At 64.3% G+C, this 19,397-nt stretch carries 17 protein-coding genes; 13 read left to right on the top strand and 4 right to left on the bottom strand.

Annotation, left to right across the window (positions count from 1 at the left end):
* Entirely contained in the window at window positions 1-1,299 is a 1,299-nt protein-coding gene (locus tag AC50X7_RS13370; RefSeq protein WP_494979447.1) for an extracellular solute-binding protein, read from the bottom strand.
* 140 nt (window positions 1,300-1,439) lie between these two features.
* Between AC50X7_RS13370 and AC50X7_RS13375 the strand changes: the two genes are divergently transcribed.
* Entirely contained in the window at window positions 1,440-2,462 is a 1,023-nt protein-coding gene (locus tag AC50X7_RS13375) for a LacI family DNA-binding transcriptional regulator (protein ID WP_494979448.1), read from the top strand.
* A gap of 33 nt (window positions 2,463-2,495) precedes the next feature.
* The gene (locus tag AC50X7_RS13380) at window positions 2,496-3,407 is read left to right on the top strand and encodes an aldose-1-epimerase (protein ID WP_494979449.1); all 912 of its coding nucleotides are present in this window, start codon (window positions 2,496-2,498) and stop codon (window positions 3,405-3,407) included.
* A 73-nt stretch (window positions 3,408-3,480) separates the two neighbouring features.
* On the opposite strand, the gene AC50X7_RS13385 is transcribed toward AC50X7_RS13380, so the two are convergent.
* On the bottom strand, window positions 3,481-4,647 hold the full coding sequence (locus AC50X7_RS13385) for an endo-1,4-beta-xylanase (RefSeq protein ID WP_494979450.1): 1,167 nt from the start codon (window positions 4,645-4,647) through the stop codon (window positions 3,481-3,483).
* A 185-nt stretch (window positions 4,648-4,832) separates the two neighbouring features.
* On the opposite strand from AC50X7_RS13385, the gene AC50X7_RS13390 reads away from it, so the two are divergent.
* From AC50X7_RS13390 to xylA, 3 genes are all read left to right on the top strand, one after another.
* Window positions 4,833-5,852 carry a LacI family DNA-binding transcriptional regulator gene (locus tag AC50X7_RS13390; protein WP_494979451.1) on the top strand — a complete coding sequence of 340 codons (1,020 nt, stop codon included), beginning with the start codon at window positions 4,833-4,835 and terminating at the stop codon, window positions 5,850-5,852.
* A 119-nt stretch (window positions 5,853-5,971) separates the two neighbouring features.
* On the top strand, window positions 5,972-6,703 hold the full coding sequence (locus AC50X7_RS13395) for a polysaccharide deacetylase family protein (RefSeq protein ID WP_494979452.1): 732 nt from the start codon (window positions 5,972-5,974) through the stop codon (window positions 6,701-6,703).
* Window positions 6,704-6,827: 124 nt separating this feature from the next.
* Entirely contained in the window at window positions 6,828-8,015 is a 1,188-nt protein-coding gene (gene xylA / locus AC50X7_RS13400; protein ID WP_494979453.1) for a xylose isomerase, read from the top strand.
* Between the two features lie 271 nt (window positions 8,016-8,286).
* Here xylA and AC50X7_RS13405 read toward each other — a convergent pair whose 3' ends face one another.
* A complete protein-coding gene (locus tag AC50X7_RS13405; RefSeq protein ID WP_494979454.1) occupies window positions 8,287-9,057 on the bottom strand; it encodes a FadR/GntR family transcriptional regulator in 771 nt (256 codons plus the stop codon).
* A gap of 135 nt (window positions 9,058-9,192) precedes the next feature.
* Between AC50X7_RS13405 and AC50X7_RS13410 the strand changes: the two genes are divergently transcribed.
* From AC50X7_RS13410 to AC50X7_RS13445, 8 genes are all read left to right on the top strand, one after another.
* Window positions 9,193-10,485, top strand: coding sequence for an ABC transporter substrate-binding protein (locus tag AC50X7_RS13410; RefSeq protein ID WP_494979455.1), 1,293 nt, complete (start codon window positions 9,193-9,195; stop codon window positions 10,483-10,485).
* A gap of 107 nt (window positions 10,486-10,592) precedes the next feature.
* Window positions 10,593-11,546 (top strand): carbohydrate ABC transporter permease, encoded by a 954-nt coding sequence (locus tag AC50X7_RS13415; RefSeq protein WP_494979456.1) that lies wholly within the window; start codon window positions 10,593-10,595, stop codon window positions 11,544-11,546.
* A complete protein-coding gene (locus AC50X7_RS13420) occupies window positions 11,543-12,424 on the top strand; it encodes a carbohydrate ABC transporter permease (RefSeq protein ID WP_307097309.1) in 882 nt (293 codons plus the stop codon). Before AC50X7_RS13415 ends, AC50X7_RS13420 begins: the two co-directional genes overlap by 4 nt.
* A gap of 7 nt (window positions 12,425-12,431) precedes the next feature.
* The gene (gene dgoD, locus AC50X7_RS13425; protein WP_494979457.1) at window positions 12,432-13,580 is read left to right on the top strand and encodes a galactonate dehydratase; all 1,149 of its coding nucleotides are present in this window, start codon (window positions 12,432-12,434) and stop codon (window positions 13,578-13,580) included.
* A 50-nt stretch (window positions 13,581-13,630) separates the two neighbouring features.
* Entirely contained in the window at window positions 13,631-14,305 is a 675-nt protein-coding gene (locus tag AC50X7_RS13430) for a bifunctional 4-hydroxy-2-oxoglutarate aldolase/2-dehydro-3-deoxy-phosphogluconate aldolase (protein ID WP_494979458.1), read from the top strand.
* On the top strand, window positions 14,302-15,291 hold the full coding sequence (locus tag AC50X7_RS13435; protein WP_494979459.1) for a sugar kinase: 990 nt from the start codon (window positions 14,302-14,304) through the stop codon (window positions 15,289-15,291). Before AC50X7_RS13430 ends, AC50X7_RS13435 begins: the two co-directional genes overlap by 4 nt.
* Before the next feature lie 61 nt (window positions 15,292-15,352).
* Window positions 15,353-16,582, top strand: coding sequence for a D-mannonate dehydratase ManD (manD, locus tag AC50X7_RS13440; protein WP_494979460.1), 1,230 nt, complete (start codon window positions 15,353-15,355; stop codon window positions 16,580-16,582).
* A 198-nt stretch (window positions 16,583-16,780) separates the two neighbouring features.
* Entirely contained in the window at window positions 16,781-18,064 is a 1,284-nt protein-coding gene (locus tag AC50X7_RS13445) for a M20 family metallo-hydrolase (protein ID WP_494979461.1), read from the top strand.
* Between the two features lie 59 nt (window positions 18,065-18,123).
* On the opposite strand, the gene AC50X7_RS13450 is transcribed toward AC50X7_RS13445, so the two are convergent.
* Complete coding sequence (locus AC50X7_RS13450; RefSeq protein ID WP_494979462.1) at window positions 18,124-19,395, bottom strand: ArgE/DapE family deacylase; 1,272 nt, start codon at window positions 19,393-19,395, stop codon at window positions 18,124-18,126.
* Between the last annotated feature and the right edge of the window lie 2 nt (window positions 19,396-19,397).

Genomic DNA, 19,397 nt, shown 5'->3' on the forward strand with positions numbered 1-19,397 from the left:
CTAGAGGCTCTGCATGGCCTTGATAAAGCCGTCTTCATCAATCTGTCCACTGAAGAACTGGGAGACGGCGGTAAGGATGGTGACAGTTGCTTCCGGCGGGTACGCCTGATCCCACGAGAGCTGGAACGAGGGCGCTTCCTTGACCAGTTTGAACTGGTACTTGGCGTACTCAGGGTCTGCCGCCTTGTCCAGGAACTTTTCCGTGTTCGTGGTGGTGGGGAGGTTTCCGATGCCCACCTGCTCCTGCACAAACTGATCCGAGTACATAAGTTTCAGGAAGTCGCGGGCGGCTTCCGGGTAGCGCGTGTTCTTGTGGATCGAGTAGAAGTTGTTCGTGTTGCCCACCAGGTTGTCCTGGTTCCCAGCGCCACCTTCGATCTTCGGGAACTCGCTGTAGCCAAGGACCTCGGCCGCGAACTTCGGGTCGCTGCTTTGCTGCGTGGAATACTCCCACGAACCCATGAGTTCAAAACCGGCCTTGCCGGCGGCGAGAAGGGCGGGCGACCCGCCGTCCGTGAACTTCACTGAATCGAAGTTGGTACCGAAGGCTCCCGCATCGACGAGCTCCCGAATCATGCCGAGTGCCTTACGGCTCTCTTCGGACTCCCAGACGCTGGTATCTCCATCCAACGCCTTCTGGAACAGGCCTTCACCTGCGACGCGGTCGTAGATGTATTCAAACCACATAAGCGTGGGCCACCGGTCTCCGGCACCCAGGGCAATGGGCGTGATGCCCTTATCCTTGAGGATCTTTACGTCCGCCAGCAGTTCTTCCCATGTCTCCGGAGGGTTGCTGATGCCGGCATCAGCGAGGACCTTGGAGTTGTTGAAGAGCATTACCGGCTGGGTTCCGCGCATGGGAATTCCGTATGCCTTGCCGTCAACGACGGCGGTTTCGAACACGGAGGGGAGGAATGCATCCTTCAGCTGCGGGTCTTCCTTGATGAAGTCGTCAAGGGGAAGCAGCAGGTCGGCTTCGACGAAGTTCTTAATGCTGCCGCCGCCCCAGTTGAAAAAGATGTCAGGCGCGGAGGGGGTGTCAATGATGGTTTGCAGCTTGGACTGGTACTCGGCGCCGGGGATCTTGTCGAGGACGATCTTCACGTCGGAGGTTGCGTTGAAGGTGTCGATCAGTTTCTGCTCCACCGTGTTGCCCGCATCGCCGTACATCGCGACATGAAGCTCATTTTCGGGCCGGCTTGACGCACCGGACTCGCCGGAGCAGCCCGCCATCGTCAGGCCCAGGGCAAGAGCGGCGCCGCCAGCTATGCTGCGGGCCACCCATCCATTTAGGTTCATCTTCGAACGCCTCTCGAAAGTTTCGATATTTTGACCGAAAGTTATGTGATGCCAGCAAGTGTAAGTTGCGTTACATTGCGGACGCAAGGTGGCGGCGTTTTTAGATGGAAACTCGCGGAACTCCCGCTATGCTGGACCTCATGTCCAGCCCTGTATCGTCCGACACGCGCGTCACCCTCGCTCAATTGGCGGAGGAGGCGGGCGTATCGCTGTCGACAATTTCAAAGGTTTTGAACGGCCGCTCCGACGTTTCTCGAAAAACCCGTTCGAAAGTTGAGGAGCTGCTGGAGGAGCACGGCTACAAGCGGCGGAAGGCCACCGCATCCAGGTCGGCACTCCTGGAGCTCGTTTTCCATGAGCTTGAAAGTGCCTGGGCGCTGGAAATCATCCGCGGCGTCGAGAACGTCGCGAAGGCGAACGGGATGAGCGTCATCCTCACTGAGAGCGGCACCAGGCATGCGCCTGGAGCGGACTGGATTGAAGGCGTGCTGGCCCGCCGGCCCGCCGGGGTTGTCCTCGTCTTTTCGGATCTGCCGCAGGAGTACCGGCAGCAACTGGATGCCCGCTCCATTCCGTTCGTGATCATCGACCCGGCTGGTGACCCTGCCCCGGACGTTCCTTCCGTTGGGTCGGCAAACTGGGCCGGGGGCATGATGGCCACCCGGCACCTCATCGAGCTCGGTCATACGCGGATTGCCGCCATCTCCGGCCCCGAGGACATGATGTGCTCCCTGGCGCGGATCGATGGCTACAACTCCGCCCTGAACACCGCAGGCATTCCCATTGACCGTACCCTCATCCGATATGGCGACTTCCATGTGGACGGCGGCCGGCACCATGCCCGTGAGTTGCTGGAGATGGAGCAGCGGCCCACCGCCATCTTCGCCGGCAGCGACCTGCAGGCCCTCGGCGTGCTGGACGCCGCCCGCCAGCTGGGGATTTCCGTCCCGGCCCAGCTGTCCATTGTGGGATATGACGACCTTCAGGTGGCACGCTGGTCCAGCCCGGCGCTGACTACAGTGCACCAGCCACTGATAGAAATGGCTGAAGAGGCAGCCCGGATGGTCCTGCGCCTCCGGGAAGGCGAGCGGCCCAACAACCTGCGCCTTGATCTTGCAACATCCCTTGTTGTCCGGCAAAGCACTGCCGTTTGTCCCGGCTGAAACCTGGGGCAGCACCTTCCTGAAAGGAACACCATGTCACCCAACGCCACGCCCAACGGGAAGCTGATAATCCTGGAGGCGGGTGACTACAAGGCAACAGCAGCAACCGTGGGAGCCGGGCTCGTGAACCTGTCCTTCCGGGGGACGGACATCGTGCTGCCCTTCCCCGCGGACGATCTGCCGCCTGCCTATGCGGGAAAAGTGCTCATGCCGTGGCCCAACCGGGTGGCAGGGGGCGCGTACAGCTTCCGCGGGCAGCGGTATGAGCTGCCGGTGAACGAGGCGGCTACCGGCAGTGCCCTGCACGGGCTGGCACTGTGGAACGCGTGGCAGGTGGAGCAGCGCTCGCAGGCTGACGTGATGTTTACGCACCTGCTGCATGGAGAACCCGGTTACCCGTTCCAGCTCGCGCTGTCGGCGCGTTACACATTGGACGCAGAGGCCGGGCTGCATGTCGAGCTTGCTGCCACGAACTGCGGCACGGCAGCGGCACCTTACGGCACTGGCTCGCACCCTTACATCACTGTGGGTGGCGAGGACGTTTCCAACTGTGAATTGAGCTTCCGCGCGGGCAAGGTGCTCCTGACGGATGAAAAGCTCCAGCCAACCGAGCTCCTGGACACTCAAGGCACGGACTTCGATTTCTCGGATCTTCGGATCCTGGCCTCCCAGTCGCTGGATCACGCCTTCACCAACCTCCCGGAGGGGAAGTGGGACGTGACGCTGCGCAACCCCGACCTGCAGCTTTCGGCAGTGGTGGAAGCCAGTGGAACTGACGCTCCCTGGTTGCAGCTCTACTCCGGAGAGCTGCGCGGCCGGAAGGGGCTGGCTGTTGAACCCATGACCTGCCCGCCCGATGCCTTTAACTCGGGCCACGACCTTGTTGTTCTTGAAGCCGGACAGACACATTCCCTCACGTTCCGGGTCCACGCAGTGGAGGGTTAGCGGCAGTAAGCAAAAACGGCCCGGAACCGTGTGGTTCCGGGCCGCTCTGTCAGGATTTACTGACTACCGCGTGTTACTGCTGGTAGGCGGGGTGGTGGTCCAAACGCTGGTCTCCGCCCGGGTTCGCCTTCAGGAGCGTGGACTGCAGTGCGTAGTAGGAAGGCTTGCGGGTGTAGTCCTCCCACATCACCGTAGCCTCACCCTGGCCGCTGAAGAAGACCGGCACCCAGGAGTACTTGTCATTGAAGCCCCAGATGGTGAAGGACTTGCAGTCATCAACATTCAGGCAGGCTTCGAGTGCGCGCTGGTAGTAGCTGGACTGCTTTGCCAGCTGCTCGGCTGTCGGCTTGGTGCCGGCGGCAATGTTCATGCGGACATCGATTTCGGTGACTGCGGTCTCCAGGCCAAGGTCATCGAAGCGTTGAAGGTTCGCCTGCATGTCGCCGGGGAAGCCGTACTGCGTGCTGAGGTGGCCCTGCACGGCGAAGCCGTCCACCTTGACGCCCTGGGCCTTGAGCTTGGGAATGAGTTTGACGTAGGCCGTGCTCTTGGCGTTGATGCTTTCAACACCGTAGTCGTTGAAGAAGAGCTTGGCCTTCGGATCGGCTTCGTGGGCCCAGCGGAAGGCGTCAGCGATGATCTCCGGACCGAGTTCCCGGATCCAGATGTTGTCCGTGGTGCGGAGGGTGCCATTGTCGTTGAAGATTTCGTTGGCGACATCCCACTGCTGGATCTTGCCTGCGTACCGTCCGACAACCGTGGTGATGTGATCCTTCAGGATGGAACGGAGTTCATCCTTGCTGAAGTTGCCCTGCTCCAGCCAAGCCGGGTTCTGGCTGTGCCAGAACAGCGTGTGGCCGCGGACCACTTGGCCGTTCTGCTGGGCGAACTCGACGATTGCGTCCATCTCGGCAAAGCGGTACTGGTCACGCTGAGGGTGGATGAATTCCCACTTCGCCTGGTTTTCCGGCGACACGGAGCTGAACTCCGCAGCTAATACCTCGCGGTACTGCTGGTCCGAAGTAAACGGGTTGGCATACGGCATCGTCTCGTGGTGGCCTCCGCCGGCAACTGCAGTGCCGATCCGGACGTTCTTCGGTGCGGCCCAGCGCAGGGTGTCCTGCTTGGCGAGGCCGGGGGGCTGCGGCTTGTCATTCCCGGCGGCGACTGCAGGCAGTGCCGTGGGGAGGACAAACGCTGACGCCATAACAGCTGCAGCGACGAGTTTTGCAACCTTCATTTAAAGCTCTCCTTTGAGTACGCTCGATCGGCACATGAATCCGATCGGACCTTTTCCGGAAACTTCCGGAATGTGGTCGTTGTAGATTAGGAGTGTTTCAGAGAGCGCGTCAAGGGTTTGCCGAAAAGTCGTGGCTGGCAGTGTGGCGGGAAGGCCTATACTTGCAGCGAAACCAGGAGGATTGCGTGCCCGAGACCAAGCGCCCGGCTGTCACAATTTCGGCTATTGCGGCCGAAGCGGGCGTTTCGGTGCCCACTGTCTCGCGCGTACTGAACGGGCGCGGCGATGTTTCCGCACGGACCCGCGAGCGGGTGGAAACCTTGTTGCGGGACCATGGCTACCAACGGCGGGGGAATCGCCCGGACGTCCGGTCCGGCCTCATCGACCTCGTTTTCAATGACCTTGACAGCCCCTGGGCCGTGGAAATCATCCGGGGTGTGGAGGAGGCCGCCAACGAGGCGGGGGCCTCCACAGTGGTGTCGGCTATCCACCGCAAGGCAAGCTCAACATCCACGCGGCAGTGGCTGGACAACGTCAGCGCCAGGGCGAGCGACGGTGCCATCCTCGTTACCACTGATCTCGATTCGTTCCTGCGGGCCGAACTGGAGCGCCTGCACGTTCCCGCAGTGGTGATCGACCCTGCCGGCGTGCCGGACCTGGACGTCCCAACGATTGGTGCAACGAACTGGACCGGTGCTGTAGGCGCCACCGAGCACCTCACTGGAACTGGCCACCGCCGGATCGGGTTCGTGGCCGGCACGCCTGGGTTGTGGTGCAGCAGGGCCAGGCTGGACGGCTATCGTGCCGGCCTTGACGCGGCCGGCATCCCTTTCGACCCCGACCTGGTGGTTGCAGGCGACTTCGACTACCAGTCCGGGTTCCGTGCCGGTTGCAGGCTGCTTGAGCTGGGTGAGCCGCCGTCGGCTGTTTTTGCGGCGAGTGACCAGATGGCCCTGGGAGTGTATGAAGCAGTGCGCAGGAAGGGACTGCGGGTGCCGGAGGACATCAGCGTCATCGGCTTCGACGACCTTCCGGAAGCCCGCTGGGCTTCTCCTCCTCTGACCACCGTCCGGCAGCCGCTGGCGGAGATGGGCAAGCTTGCCGCCCGCACCGTGCTTCGGATGCTGCAGGGCGAAGTGGTCGAAAGCCCCCGCGTGGAACTGTCAACAAGGCTCGTCATCAGGGATAGCACGGCGCCCCGCTAAGACTGATCCTTCGCTCCATGATTCCTCTGACCCACCCTTGACCTGATCCTGGAGGCGCGCCTACGCTGAGCGCGTTCCGGAAATTACCGGAAATTTACCGCGACTCCAAAGAGGTAGCCATGAATTTCCCCTTTCACCGCTCCATACTTCTGCGCAAGGCGGCGTTGCCCCTGGCTGCCACTGCGTTGGCATTCGGCGTGGCCATCCCCGCAGTCCTCGCCGGTGCAACTCCTGCCCAGGCGGACCAGGCCACTCCAGTGGTTGTTGATTCCACCCGGCATGAGGGCAAGTACATGAGCCTCACCTTCGACGACGGCCCCGACCCTGTCAACACCCCCAGGTTGCTGGCAGTGCTTGAGAAGCACCACGTGAAAGCCACGTTCTGCCTATGGGGGGACCACGTAAAACAGCACCCCGAAATCGTCCGCCAAATTGCTGACGCAGGCCACCTGCTCTGCAACCACACCATGCACCACGACAACATGGGGTCGTGGAGTGCTGACGCCATCAGGGCCGATCTTGAAGAGACCAGCGCCGTTATCCGCCAGGCCGTCCCGGAGGCGAAGATCAACTACTTCCGTGCGCCCTACGGAAGCTGGGGCGAGACTCCGCAGGTGGCCGCCGGGTTGGGCATGCAGCCCCTCGGGTGGGCGACGGTGGTGGGCGACTGGGATCCGCCGGGAACGGCAGAGCTGGTACGCCGCCTCAAGGAGGGCATCAGGCCGGGGGGCGTGGTGCTCCTGCACGACGGCGGCGGAGACAGGAGCCAGACGGTGGAAGCGGTGGACCAGATCATTCCGGAACTGAAGTCCGAGGGATGGCGCTTTGACAGGCCTGCCCGCCGGGGCTGACTTTCCGCCCGGTCGAACTACTTGGCGGTGCGCCCTTGACCCCGGCGCACCGCTCCCCATATAGTTCAGTGTATAAACTAATTGGTCTTTCGGCCCCCAATCAATTCCAGTGCAAGGACGCATCATGACTCTTTCCCCCACGCCTGCTGATAAGTTCACGTTCGGTCTTTGGACTGTTGGGTGGACCGGCGCTGATCCGTTTGGTGTTGCCACCCGTGCGGAGCTGGACCCGGTGGAGGCGGTGCACCGGCTGGCCGGGCTTGGCGCGTATGGCATCACGTTCCATGACAATGACCTGATCCCGTTTGACGCCACGGCCTCGGAGCGGGACCTGATCCTGAAGAACTTCAAGGCAGCCCTGGCCGAGACCGGCCTGAAGGTCCCGATGGTCACCACGAACCTGTTCAGCCACCCGGTGTTCAAGGACGGCGGTTTTACTTCCAACGACCGGTCCATCCGCCGCTTTGCCCTGTCCAAGGTCCTGCGGAACATTGATTCGGCCGCCGAGTTCGGCGCCGAGACCTTTGTGATGTGGGGCGGGCGTGAAGGCAGCGAGTACGACGGCTCCAAGGACCTCGCCGCGGCCCTGGACCGGATGCGCGAGGGCGTGGACACCGCCGCCGCCTACATCAAGGACAAGGGCTACAACCTCCGCATCGCCCTCGAACCCAAGCCCAACGAACCCCGCGGCGACATCTTCCTCCCCACCGTCGGCCATGCCCTGGCGTTCATCGCCCAGCTCGAGCACGGCGACATCGTGGGCCTGAACCCCGAAACCGGGCATGAGCAGATGGCCGGGCTGAACTTCACCCACGGCATCGCCCAGGCACTGTGGGCCGGGAAGCTCTTCCATATCGACCTCAACGGCCAGCGCGGCATCAAGTACGACCAGGACCTCGTCTTCGGCCACGGCGACCTCACCAGCGCCTTCTTCACCGTTGACCTGCTCGAAAACGGGTTCCCCAACGGCGGACCCCGCTACGAGGGCCCGCGCCACTTCGACTACAAGCCCTCCCGCACCGACGGCTACGACGGCGTCTGGGAATCAGCCAAAGCCAACATGGCCATGTACCTGCTGCTGAAGGAACGCGCCACCGCCTTCCACGCCGACCCCCAGGTCCAGGAAGCCCTCGCCGCCTCCGGCGTCTTCGAACTCGGCGAAAGCACCCTCGCCGCCGGCGAAACCGCCACCGACCTGCTGGCCGACACCACCGCCTTCGAGGACTTCGACGCAGACAAGGCCGCCGAACGCTCCTTCGCGTTCATCCGCCTCAACCAGCTCGCCCTCGAACACCTCCTCAACGCCCGCTAACCGGCACCTTCCGCTGCTGGTGCTGAAGGTACCGGCCCATCAACGGGAATCCGGAGCGACCGCCGTGGTCGCTCCGGATTCCCGTTTTGTTGCAGGGGATTGGACCGTTGCGGCGCAGAGCATGATTATGCCGCCGCTGGCTCTCCCGGCATCACCCCTTGAAAGGACATGATGGGACTGCTGCGAAAGCGCCGGCTGGGGTGCCCTGATAACCGTCGGGGACGGCGGTGTGTGAGGTCCTTCGGGCGGCCGTAAGGGCCGCAAACCCGGACTACTTCAGGGCTTTGTCCGCCCGGGTGGCAAGGGATGCGCTGCCTGCATCATGAGTGCTCGACCAGATCTGGCTCATCTCTTCGGAGGACTGTTCCACGATCCTGCTCATGGCTGCGTGGGCTGCGCCGGCCTCCCTGCGTTGGATGGCACTCGCCACGTCCACGTGCAGCTGCAGTGCTTCGTGGTGCGGAAGGTGGGGCATCAGGCCATGCTCCGAGCGGCCTGTGAGGACCTCAGCCACGAGCTCCTGAAGCTGGGAAAACATGGCATTGCCGGAGGCTTTAAGCACAGCCGCGTGGAACTCCACGTCCAGGCGGAGGAACTCCTCCTGCTCGCCGCGCTGGCCGGCGGCCCATAACCGTGCTGCAAGGGAGACAAGTTCGCTGCCCGCGTCCCAGGACCCGCGTTCGGCGGCAAGGCGGGCGGCCTGCGGTTCCACCGCTCCCCGCAGTTCATTAAGCGACTGCAGTTGCTCCAGCCGGCGGGAGGACGCCAGCCGCCAGCGGATCACCTCGGGGTCGTAGAGGTTCCAGGATTCCTCAGGCTGCACCACTGTGCCGAAGCGCCGACGGGATTCCAGCATTCCTTTCGAGGAGAGCACCCGAGCTGCCTCCCGGACCACCGAACGGGATACCTTGTGCTGCTCCTCCAACTCATCCAGCCTCAGGATGGAAAGTGGCGCGAGCCGCCCGTCCGCGATTGCCAGACCGAGGCTCTGCACCAACGCTGCGTGCCGGTCCGTAGGGGACGCCGCCCTTGGAAGTCTCATGCCTAAATCATACTGGTCGGCAAAAAGGGGTTGTCTAAGTCTGACTTATCGGATTATGCTCGCATCCAGAGCAGACGTAAAGAAGCGTCAGCGACCGGCTGGGCAGTGACGCCTGCCAAAGAAAAAGGAGTCGTAATGAAGCGACGTGCAGTAATGAAGTACGCGGCAGTCGCCGCCGCACTTTCGTTCGGGCTCACGGCCTGCAGCGGGAGCGGCAGCGACGATGCCAAGGAATCAGGCGTGGTCCGGGTGACGCTCGCCAACCATGTATGGACTGAAGGCATCAAGGCTGCAATCCCCGAGTTTGAGCAGTCCAGCGGCCTGAAAGTGGAGCTGACCCAGCTCGGCGAAGACCAGCTCTCCGACCAGTACAACGTCAAGCTCAATGCAGGCAGCGATGAGATCGACGTGATGATGTACCGCCCGCTCCAGGAAGGCAAGGCCTTCGCCAAGAACGGCTACCTTGCCGACCTGACCGAAAAGGTGTCCTCTGATTCCGGCTGGGACTGGAAGGACTACCAGGAGGGCCCGGTGAAGGCCACCACCGCCGACGGCAAGGTCGTCGGCGTCCCGATCATCACCGAACGCGAGGTCCTTTACTACCGCAAGGACCTCCTCAAAGCCGCAGGCCTGGAGGTCCCCAAGACCATGGAGGAGCTCGAAGCCGCTGCCAAGGCCATCAAGGAATCCACCCCGGATACCGCTGGCTTCGTGGCCCGCACCGGCAAGTCCACTGCTGTCACCCAGTTCTCCAGCTTCCTGTACAGCTTCGGCGGCGACTTCACCGACTCCAGCGGCAAGTCCGCCGTCAACTCGGACGCTGCGAAGAAGGCTTACGCCTACTACGGCGGCCTGATCAAGAACTACGGCCCCGCCAACGTCAGCACCGATATGAGCTGGCCGGAGGCGATGGCAATCTTCACCCAGGGCAAGGCCGCTTTCTACACCGAGGCTGACTCGCTTTACAAGAACGCCACCGATCCCGCCAAGTCGAAAGTGGCGGACTCGGTAGGGTTTGCACCGCTGCCCGCAGGTCCTGCCGGTTCCAAGCCGTACAACATCCCCTCCTGGGGCCTGGCCGTGAACGAGGCTTCCAGCAACCAGGACAACGCCTGGAAATTCATCCAGTGGGCAACGAGCAAGGAACGTACCCTGGCTGCACAGAAGGCCGGTGTTCCCGGACCCCGCGCCTCCGTATGGTCCAACCCCGAGGGGACCTCCACCTACCCCAAGGACCTCGCCGATGCCATCGCCGTCAGTGCGGAAAACGGTGTGGGCCATGACCGCCCCGAGGTTGTCACCGTGGGCAAGGCCAGGGAAATCGTGGGTGAGCCGATCGTAGCCAGCATCACCGGCGCCGATGCCTCCGCGGCAGCCGACTCGGCCCACGAAGCCTTCCAGAAATTCCTGGACAGCGAAAAGCAGTAACGCCACAGGCGCCCTGCGCGCCTGCAGCCTGCACCACAGCCCGGCGGGACGGCAGCCCCGTTGCCGTCCCGCCGCGCACCGCTCCCCCCAAACTCCTTAGGTGAACCATGTCCGTAACGAACGCTCCCCGCAGCGCTCCCGCCCGCAGCGCCGGCCGCCCTCCCAGCTTCGCGGGGAACGTCTCCGCTTGGTCCAACCGGCACCGCAAATGGCTTTTTGCGGCCCCCGCGATGATTTTCGTCGGCATCCTGATCGTCTTCCCGCTGGTGTGGACCCTGTACCTGAGCCTTACCGACTCACAGGGCTCCGTCCGGGCCGCCACAGAGTTCATTGGTTTCCAGAACTACCTCACTGTCCTTACTGACACCGAGCGGTTCTGGCCGGCGGTGGGCCGCACGCTGACCTTCACCGGTGTTGCCCTGGTCTGCGAGGTGGTGCTCGGTATGGGCATCGCACTGCTCCTCTGGCGTCCTTTCCGTGGTGAAAAGTGGGTCCGGGTGGCAATCCTGCTTCCCCTGGTGGCCACCCCCGTTGCCGTCGGCATGATGTGGCGCCTGATTTTCGACCCGAACATCGGCTTCGCCAACCAGTTGCTGGGCATGGTGGGCATCCCGCCGCAGCCGTGGCTTTCCGGCCAGGACACCGCACTCGGGACCACCATCTTTATGGACGTCTGGCAGTGGACCCCCATGGTGGTGCTGATCCTTCTCGCCGGCCTGACGTCCCTCTCCGATGAGCCGGACGAGGCTGCCCGGGTGGACGGCGCCAACGCCTTCCAGCGCTTCTTCTACATCACGCTTCCCCTCATGATGCCCACCGTGATTGTCGCCATCCTGCTCCGCGGCATCGATGCCCTGAAGACCTTCGACATCCTGTACGCCACCAAGGGCAAAGGCGGCGGATCCTTCAACGAGGTGGAAACCCTGAACGTCTACGCCTACGGCCTGAGCTTCGACTACAACCAGTACGGGCTGTCCTCTGCCGTCCTGATCCTGTTCTTCATGATCATCATCGGCTCGATGTGGTTGCTGACCATGCGCAAGAAAGCGGTAAGCAAATGACCGTCCTGACCCCAAGCCAAACGTCCGCCGGAGAGCCCCAGGTGCTTCGCCGCCGTCGGAAGCCCCTGTCCACAAGGCTCTACAAGGTCTTCCGGGTCGCGGCCCTCATTGCCGTGGTGCTGTTCCTCATCGCCCCGTTGTTCTGGATGTTCCTTGCCTCACTCAAGACCAACGTGGACATCTACGACACCGGCAAAGCCCTGTTCTTCACACCCACGGGTGAGAATTACGCCAACGTACTACAGCGGAACAACTACTTTGTCTTCATCTTTAACAGCTTCTGGGTGGCCTTCGTTTCCACGGCGCTGTCGATCGTGCTCGGAGTTCCTGCTGCCTACGCGATGAGCCGCTTTACCATGCACCGCTCGGCCCTCGTGGTCCTGATGGCCCGCGTGATCCCCGGCGTTTCGCTGCTGGTGCCCTGGTACTACGTTTTCTCCAACCTTCGGATGGTGGGCCGTTTCGAGGTGCTGATCCTCAGCCACATGTTCGTTGCGCTGCCGCTGATTGTCTACATCATGATGAGCTACTTTGATTCCCTGCCGCTGGAACTGGAGGAGTCCGCGCAGGTGGACGGCCTCACGCCGATCGGCGCCTTTCGCCGCATCACGCTGCCGCTGTCCGTCGCCGGAATTGCCACCGCCGGGATCCTTTCCTTCATCTTTTCCTGGAACAACTTCATGTTTGCCCTGGTGCTCTCCGGCGCCAGCACCAAGACACTGCCCGTCGCCATCTTCGACTTTGTGTCCTACGCCAGCATCGACTGGGGCGGGCTGATGGCCGCGGCCACCGTGGTCACCATCCCGATCATGATCATTGCGCTTTTCACGCAGAAGTACATCGTCTCCGGCCTCACCGCCGGCGCGACCAAGGGCTAGGCACCAGATGACCTTCATCAGCAGGATTGAAACCTTCCTCGTCGCGCCGCGCTGGCTCTTTGTCCGGATCGAGACCGACAGCGGCATCGTCGGCTGGGGCGAAGCGACGTGCGAAGGCCGCAGCGAAACGGTGCGCACCGCCGTCGAGCAGCTCGCCGAACTCCTGATCGGCAACGACGCGCTCCGGATCGAAGACCACTGGCAGGTGATGACCAAGGGGTCCTTCTACCGCGGCGGACCCATCCTCGCCAGCGCCGTATCCGGCCTGGACCAGGCCCTCTGGGACATCGCCGGCAAGTACTTCAACGCGCCCGTGCACCAGCTCCTCGGCGGCCACGTCCGGGACCGGATCCGGATGTACGGCTGGGTAGGCGGCGACGAACCCAACGAGGTGGCCGACCAAATCAGCGCTCAGCTGGAGGTTGGCCTCACCGCGGTGAAGATGAACGCCAGCGGCCGGATGAGCCCAATCGCCTCCGTGGCCGAGATCGACGGCGTCGTCCGCCGGGTCGCTGCCGCCCGCGAAGTCCTCGGCGACCACCGCGACGTCGCGGTGGACTTCCACGGCCGCTTCAGCCTGGCCAATGCCCGCCGCGTGGCGCCGTTGCTGGAACCCTACCGGCCCTTCTTCCTCGAAGAACCCGTGGTCCCGGAAAACACGCACCTCCTGCGCGAGTTCACCTCGTCCACCACCACGCCGGTCTCCACCGGTGAGCGGCTCTACAGCCGGCAGGAATTCCTGCCGGCACTGCAGGCCGGCATCGCCGTGGCCCAGCCGGATCTTTCCCACGCGGGCGGCATCACCGAGGTCCGCAAAATCGCCTCGCTGGCCGAGGTCTACGAGGTGCAGCTGGCGCCGCACTGCCCGCTGGGTCCGCTGGCACTCGCCGCGTGCCTTCAGGTGGGCTTCGCGACCCCCAACTTCCTAATCCAGGAACAGAGCATCGGCATCCACTACAACAAGGGCGCAGAGGTCCTGGACTATGTGGTGGACAAAACGCCGCTGAAGTTTGTGGACGGACACATCGAACGTCTCACCGGCCCCGGCCTCGGCATCGAAATCGACGAAGCTGTGGTCCGTGCCGCAGACAAACGCGGGCACGCCTGGCGCGGCCCGGTGTGGCGCCAGCCGGATGGCGCTTTCGCCGAATGGTGACGGCCCGGACCGTGGACACGGACACCCCTTTCAAGGAGAAGCAGCCGAGTATGGAGAACCCCCTGACCCCCGAGGCCCTGCTGGCCGGCGTGCGCCGGACCAGACTGGTGGCGATCGTCCGCGGCAACGACGGACCGGCCGCCGGACGGGCGGCGCTTGCTGCGATGGAGGAGGGCTTCCAGTACGTTGAAATCGCCCTCACGACTCCCGGAGCGCTGGAGGCTATCAGCGAGGTGCGCGCAGCCGCTCCCGCCGGGTGCTTCGTAGGCGCCGGAACAGTGCTGACAAAGCAGGACGTGGATGACGTCGCCGCGGCCGGCGGCCAGTTCGTGGTCACGCCGTCACTGGCACCCTCCATCGAGGAAGCGGCCGGCCGGGGCGTCCCCGTCCTTGCCGGAGCCCTCACACCGAGCGAGGCCTTAGAGGCCATGAACCGGGGCGCCACCGCGGTCAAGCTTTTTCCTGCCTCCATCGGCGGACCGGGTTACCTGAAGGCACTGCGCGACCCGTTCCCGGACATCCCGTTCATCGCGGTGGGCGGCGTGGGATTGGATGAAGCGGCGGGGTACTGGGGAGCCGGCGCCATCGCGGTGGGGTTGGGAGGCCCCCTTTTCGGCGACGCCGGATCCGGCGGCGACCTTGCCCCCATGCGCGAGCGTGCACGCCGCTTCGTTGCCCTGGCCGCAGACTTTGACCACCGGACCGCCGCGGAGAGCCAGCGGTGACTGCCGCCGTCGGGCGTGGCTCCGTTGACCTCCTCACCTTCGGCGAGTCCATGGTTTCGCTGCGCTCCGCCGGGCCGCTGTCCGCCGGCGGCGCCCTGTCCATGCACGTTGCCGGCGCCGAATCGAACGTTGCCGTCGGTGTCGCGCGGCTCGGCCACAGCGTCAGCTGGGCCGGAGTGGTGGGTGCCGATCCGCACGGCGAATTCATCCTCCGCCAGCTCCGCGCCGAGGGGGTTGGATTGCAGCACCGGGAGGATGTGACCCGCCGGACCGGAGTGATGTTCCTCGAACAGCGCACCGCCGATATTACCCGCGCCTTCTATTACCGTTCCGGTTCGGCAGGGTCAACGCTGTGCCCGGAGGACGTGGACCGTGCGCTCCAGGCGGGGCCGCGCATTCTCCATTTGACCGGCATCACGGCGGCCCTCAGCCCCGAGTCCCGGAAGGCCGTGGGGCACGCCGCCGAACGTGCCGCTGCTGACGGCGCGGTGGTCTCCCTTGACGTGAACTACCGCAGCAAGCTCTGGTCCCGTGAGGAGGCGCGGGAGGTGCTCACGCCGCTGGTGAGGCACGCCGGCATCCTGATTGCTTCCGACGACGAACTGGGCCTGGTGGCCACGGCGCCAACCGGTGCGCATGACCCGGCCTCCAGCGAAGCGGCGATGGTGGCCGAGCTCCTGGCGCTGGGAGTGCGCGAAGTCGTGGTCAAGCGCGGTGCCGCCGGGGCCAGCGTCCACACCTCCGACGGCCGGTGGGATGCCCCGGCGGTGTCCGTAACCAGCATCGACACGGTGGGAGCCGGTGACGCCTTCACCGCCGGCTACCTGTCCGCCCTGCTGGACGGCGCCGACGTCCCCGGGCGCCTGCAGCGCGGTGCCCTCACCGGGGCCTTCGCCGTCAGTACGGCGGGGGACTGGGAGGGCCTGCCCTCGCGTGCGGAGCTGGCACTGCTTGGGACCACCCCCGGCGGAACTACGCAGCGTTAGTTTTTGCAGGCAGGCCTTCGGCCTGTCCCACTTTTTCCCTACCAAGAAAGCCGCATCCACAGTGAAAATCGTTGCCGCCGATGTCTTCGTGACCAGTCCCTCCCGCAACTTCGTGACGCTCCGGATCACCACCGAGGACGGTGTGACCGGCATTGGTGACGCCACCCTGAACGGCCGTGAGCTCGCCGTCGCCGCCTATCTGAAGGAACACGTTGCGCAGCTGCTGATCGGCAAGGACCCGCACCGGATCGAGGACACGTGGCAGTTCCTTTACCGCTCCTCGTACTGGCGGCGCGGCCCGGTCACGATGGCTGCGATCGCCGCCGTGGACATGGCGCTGTGGGACATCAAGGGCAAACTGGCGGGCATGCCGGTGTACCAGCTGTTGGGCGGGGCGTCCCGGAACGGGCTGCGCGCCTACGGCCACGCCTCCGGTGCGGACCTGCCATCGCTGTTCGATTCGGTCCGGGAGCACCTCGAGCTGGGGTACAAGTCCATCCGGATCCAGACCGCCGTGCCGGGCATCAAGGCTGTCTACGGGGTGGCTGCCCAGGCGCAGGCCTCTGGTGAGCGCTATGACTACGAACCGGCCGGCCGCGGCGCGTTCCCGCAGGAGGAGGACTGGGACACCCGGGCCTACCTGCGGCACCTGCCCGGCGTGTTCGAAGCGGTCCGGAATGAGTTCGGCCCGGAGATTCCGCTGCTGCACGACGGCCACCACCGGATGACGCCGATCCAGGCCGCGAAGCTCGGCAAGGCGCTGGAACCGTATGACCTGTTCTGGCTCGAGGACTGCACCCCGGCGGAGAACCAGGAGGGCCTGCGCCTGGTCCGCCAGCACACCACCACCCCGCTGGCCATCGGTGAAATCTTCAACACCGTCTGGGACTATCAGACCATCATCAAGGAACAGCTGATCGACTACGTCCGGGCCGCGTCCACGCACTTTGGCGGGATCAGCCCGTTGAAGAAGGTCATGGACTTCGCCGCGCAGTACCAGATCAAGTCCGGCTTCCACGGCCCCACAGACATTTCCCCGGTGGGCTTCGCCGCGCAGCTGCACGTGGGCCTTGCCATCCATAACTACGGCATCCAGGAATACATGCAGCACTCGGACAAAACCAACGAGGTCTTCAAGCAGTCCATGACCTTCGTGGACGGCTACCTCCACCCGGGCAACGAGCCGGGCATCGGCGTCGAATTCAACGAAGAAGCCGCCGCGACCTTCCCGTACCAGCAGGCCTACCTGCCCTACAACCGCCTGGTCGACGGCACGGTCCACGACTGGTAGGCCGCCGGCAGTAGGTTACTCCGCCCGGGCTGGTTTCTGGGAAGCGGGGGGCCCAGCCGCGGTCGTGATGACGTCCCAACGGAATGTGCACACTCACAATGCCGCCGGCTGGATTGGTTGTCCCGATCCAGTGCCTTCGGGAGGTGGCCCTGACACCATGGTGTAATCCACTGATCGAGCCCAAAGGACAAACAAATCATGAGCAACGGTGCCGTGCCGGAACCCGATCCCACCAAGTTAACAGGAGCGGACTCTGTGTTCCTGCAGGACTTCGCCACCCTGTGCACTTTCGGTGCCACGGCCGGCGGGGGAGTGGAGCGGCAGGCGGGGTCACCCGCCGATGGGGAACAGCGGGCCTGGCTGGCAGGCCTCCTGCGGGACAAGGGTTTCGATGTCTCCTTCGACCAGGTGGGCAACCAGTTCGGCCTGCTGGAGTTGAATCCAGGCGCCCCGTACGTGCTGGTAGGCTCCCACCTGGATTCCCAGCCAACAGCCGGGCGCTACGACGGTGCCTATGGCGTCCTCGCCGCTGCCCACGCCGCCTTCAGGCTCGGGGAGGAGTGGCGTGCCGGCGGGACAATTCCCCGGTACAACCTGGCGGTTGTGAACTGGTTCAACGAGGAAGGCAGCCGCTTCAAACCGTCGATGATGGGCAGCTCCGCCTACACCGGAAAAATGGCGCCCGAGGACGTCCTGGCCATCAGGGACCATGCAGGCGTTACCGTGCGCGAGGCGCTGGAAGCCACCGCCGCACTCGGCCAGGGTGGCGGGCCCAAGGCCGCTTACGCTGCCGAAATCCACATCCAGCAGGGCCGCAGCATGGAACGCGATGGCATCACCATCGGCGTCGTCGACTCCAACTGGGCCGCCAACAAGTATGAATTCGAGGTCCGCGGCGAGCAGGCGCACACCGGCTCAACCGTCATCGCCGACCGGCACGACGCCCTCCTTGGCGCGTCGATGCTGGTGGTGGCCGCGAGGGAAATCGCAGATCATTTTCCCGACGGCGCCGTCCACACCTCGGTGGGGCAGCTTGAGGTCCATCCCAACTCGCCCGTCGTCGTGCCTTCGCTGGTGACCTTGCTCCTTGACCTCAGGTCCGCTGACGAGGAACTCCTCGCCGAGGCCGACCGAATTCTCCACGACCGCGTCGACCACATCCAGCAGGCAGCGCGGGTGGAGATCAGGAAGACCGGGTCCCACTGCTGGCCCGTCACCCCCTACCAGCCCGAAGGTGTGGCGCTTGCCGAGAAAACAGCGGCGAACCGTGGATTCACCTATACGCGGGTGAAGACACTGGCCGGGCATGACTCCACGAACCTGAAGGACATTGTGCCCACGGTGATGCTGTTCGTTCCGTCGGTTGAGGGCATTTCCCACAACGAGCACGAGTACACCACGGACCAGGACATCGTCAGCGGGCTGCTCGTGCTCACCGACGTCGTCCGCAGCCTGTGCCTGGGAGAGCTTGACCCCCGCTAGACACCGCACGAAAAAGGCGCCCGGCCATTGGCCGGGCGCCTTTCGCGTTCTGAATAGGGCTAAGTTGCCTCGGTTACCCCGCACCAGTCGGCGATGAACAGTGCGATGGTTTTGGTCACCTGGCGCACCGACTCGATGCTTACCCGTTCATCGAAGCCGTGAATCGCCTCGGACACCGGCCCGTAGACCAGCGCGGGGATGCCCGCGTACAGGGTGAAGACCCTGCCATCCAGGTAGCCCGGCGTCGTAAAGCTCTGCAACTCAGAACCGAACACCTCCTGGTGTGCAGAGGCCAGCGCCGTCTCCGCGTCCGAGCCCTCCTCCAGGACGTAGCCCTCCGAGAAGAAGCCCGTCCGCTCCGCGGACACCGCTACCGACTCCCCGGCCCCGGCAGCCCGGAGGCACTCCCGGATCTCGTCCCACACGTCAGCGGCCGGGACCCCCGGATACAGGGCCGCACGGACATCGAACTCGCACCAGGACGGCACGCTCGAGGGCCAGTCGCCGCCGGAGATCATGCCGATGTTTACGTTAATGGGATGGTCAACGTCCTCAAAGTACCGGTGGCTGTCCTTATCGGCGTTCCATTTGGCCTCCAGCTCCCGCAGTGCGCCCATCACGGAGTAGGCGGCGTCGATGGCGTTGAAGCCGGACGCCATTTCCCGCACATGGGTCGGCTTGCCGGAAACCCGCACCCGGAACCAGATCACCCCCACATTGGCCCGCACCAGCATGTTCTCTTCCGGCTCGGGAATGATGACGGCATCCGCCGTGTACCCGCGTTGCAGCGCGGCCAGGGAACCGTTGCCGGTGCACTCCTCCTCCACCACGGACTGGACATGGATGGTGGACGCCGGCGCCAGCCCGGCAGCGCGGATGGCGTCGAACGCGAAGAGGTTGGCGGCGAGCCCGGCCTTCATGTCCCCGGCGCCGCGTCCGTACATCCAGCCGTCCTTCAGGGCGGCGTCCCAGGGGCTGCGTACCCATGTCTCCTCGGGGCCGGTGGGGACCACGTCAATGTGCCCGTTGAGGATCAGCGACCGGCCTTTTTCCTCGGGGGGAGTGTAGGTGCCCACCACGTTGGTGAGATCCTCGAAGGCCGCCGTGCTGGGACCGTAGCCCACGTGCGTTGCCAGGGCTTCGCCGTCGAGCGCCCAGCGGTCCATGGCAAAGCCGCGGGACTCCAGCTCGGCGAACATCAGGTCCTGCGCGCTGGCCTCGGCGGCCCTCAGCGAGGGATGCCGGATCAGCTCTGCGGTGAACTCAAGCTGGCGGTCAAAGGCGGCATCCACGGCGTCGGTAATCCGCCGCGCAGTTTCCGGGTTCAGCATTC

The organism is Pseudarthrobacter sp. Hb11 (assembly GCF_059383655.1).

Excerpts from the sequence above, each read along its gene's own strand:
- AC50X7_RS13370 (WP_494979447.1), bottom strand. The coding sequence starts at position 1,299 with ATGAACCTAAATGGATGGGTGGCCCGCAGCATAGCTGGCGGCGCCGCT.
- AC50X7_RS13375 (WP_494979448.1), top strand. The coding sequence starts at position 1,440 with ATGTCCAGCCCTGTATCGTCCGACACGCGCGTCACCCTCGCTCAATTG.
- AC50X7_RS13380 (WP_494979449.1), top strand. The coding sequence starts at position 2,496 with ATGTCACCCAACGCCACGCCCAACGGGAAGCTGATAATCCTGGAGGCG.
- AC50X7_RS13385 (WP_494979450.1), bottom strand. The coding sequence starts at position 4,647 with ATGAAGGTTGCAAAACTCGTCGCTGCAGCTGTTATGGCGTCAGCGTTT.
- AC50X7_RS13395 (WP_494979452.1), top strand. The coding sequence starts at position 5,972 with ATGAATTTCCCCTTTCACCGCTCCATACTTCTGCGCAAGGCGGCGTTG.
- xylA (WP_494979453.1), top strand. The coding sequence starts at position 6,828 with ATGACTCTTTCCCCCACGCCTGCTGATAAGTTCACGTTCGGTCTTTGG.
- AC50X7_RS13405 (WP_494979454.1), bottom strand. The coding sequence starts at position 9,057 with ATGAGACTTCCAAGGGCGGCGTCCCCTACGGACCGGCACGCAGCGTTG.
- AC50X7_RS13410 (WP_494979455.1), top strand. The coding sequence starts at position 9,193 with ATGAAGCGACGTGCAGTAATGAAGTACGCGGCAGTCGCCGCCGCACTT.
- AC50X7_RS13415 (WP_494979456.1), top strand. The coding sequence starts at position 10,593 with ATGTCCGTAACGAACGCTCCCCGCAGCGCTCCCGCCCGCAGCGCCGGC.
- AC50X7_RS13420 (WP_307097309.1), top strand. The coding sequence starts at position 11,543 with ATGACCGTCCTGACCCCAAGCCAAACGTCCGCCGGAGAGCCCCAGGTG.
- dgoD (WP_494979457.1), top strand. The coding sequence starts at position 12,432 with ATGACCTTCATCAGCAGGATTGAAACCTTCCTCGTCGCGCCGCGCTGG.
- AC50X7_RS13430 (WP_494979458.1), top strand. The coding sequence starts at position 13,631 with ATGGAGAACCCCCTGACCCCCGAGGCCCTGCTGGCCGGCGTGCGCCGG.
- AC50X7_RS13445 (WP_494979461.1), top strand. The coding sequence starts at position 16,781 with ATGAGCAACGGTGCCGTGCCGGAACCCGATCCCACCAAGTTAACAGGA.
- AC50X7_RS13450 (WP_494979462.1), bottom strand. The coding sequence starts at position 19,395 with ATGCTGAACCCGGAAACTGCGCGGCGGATTACCGACGCCGTGGATGCC.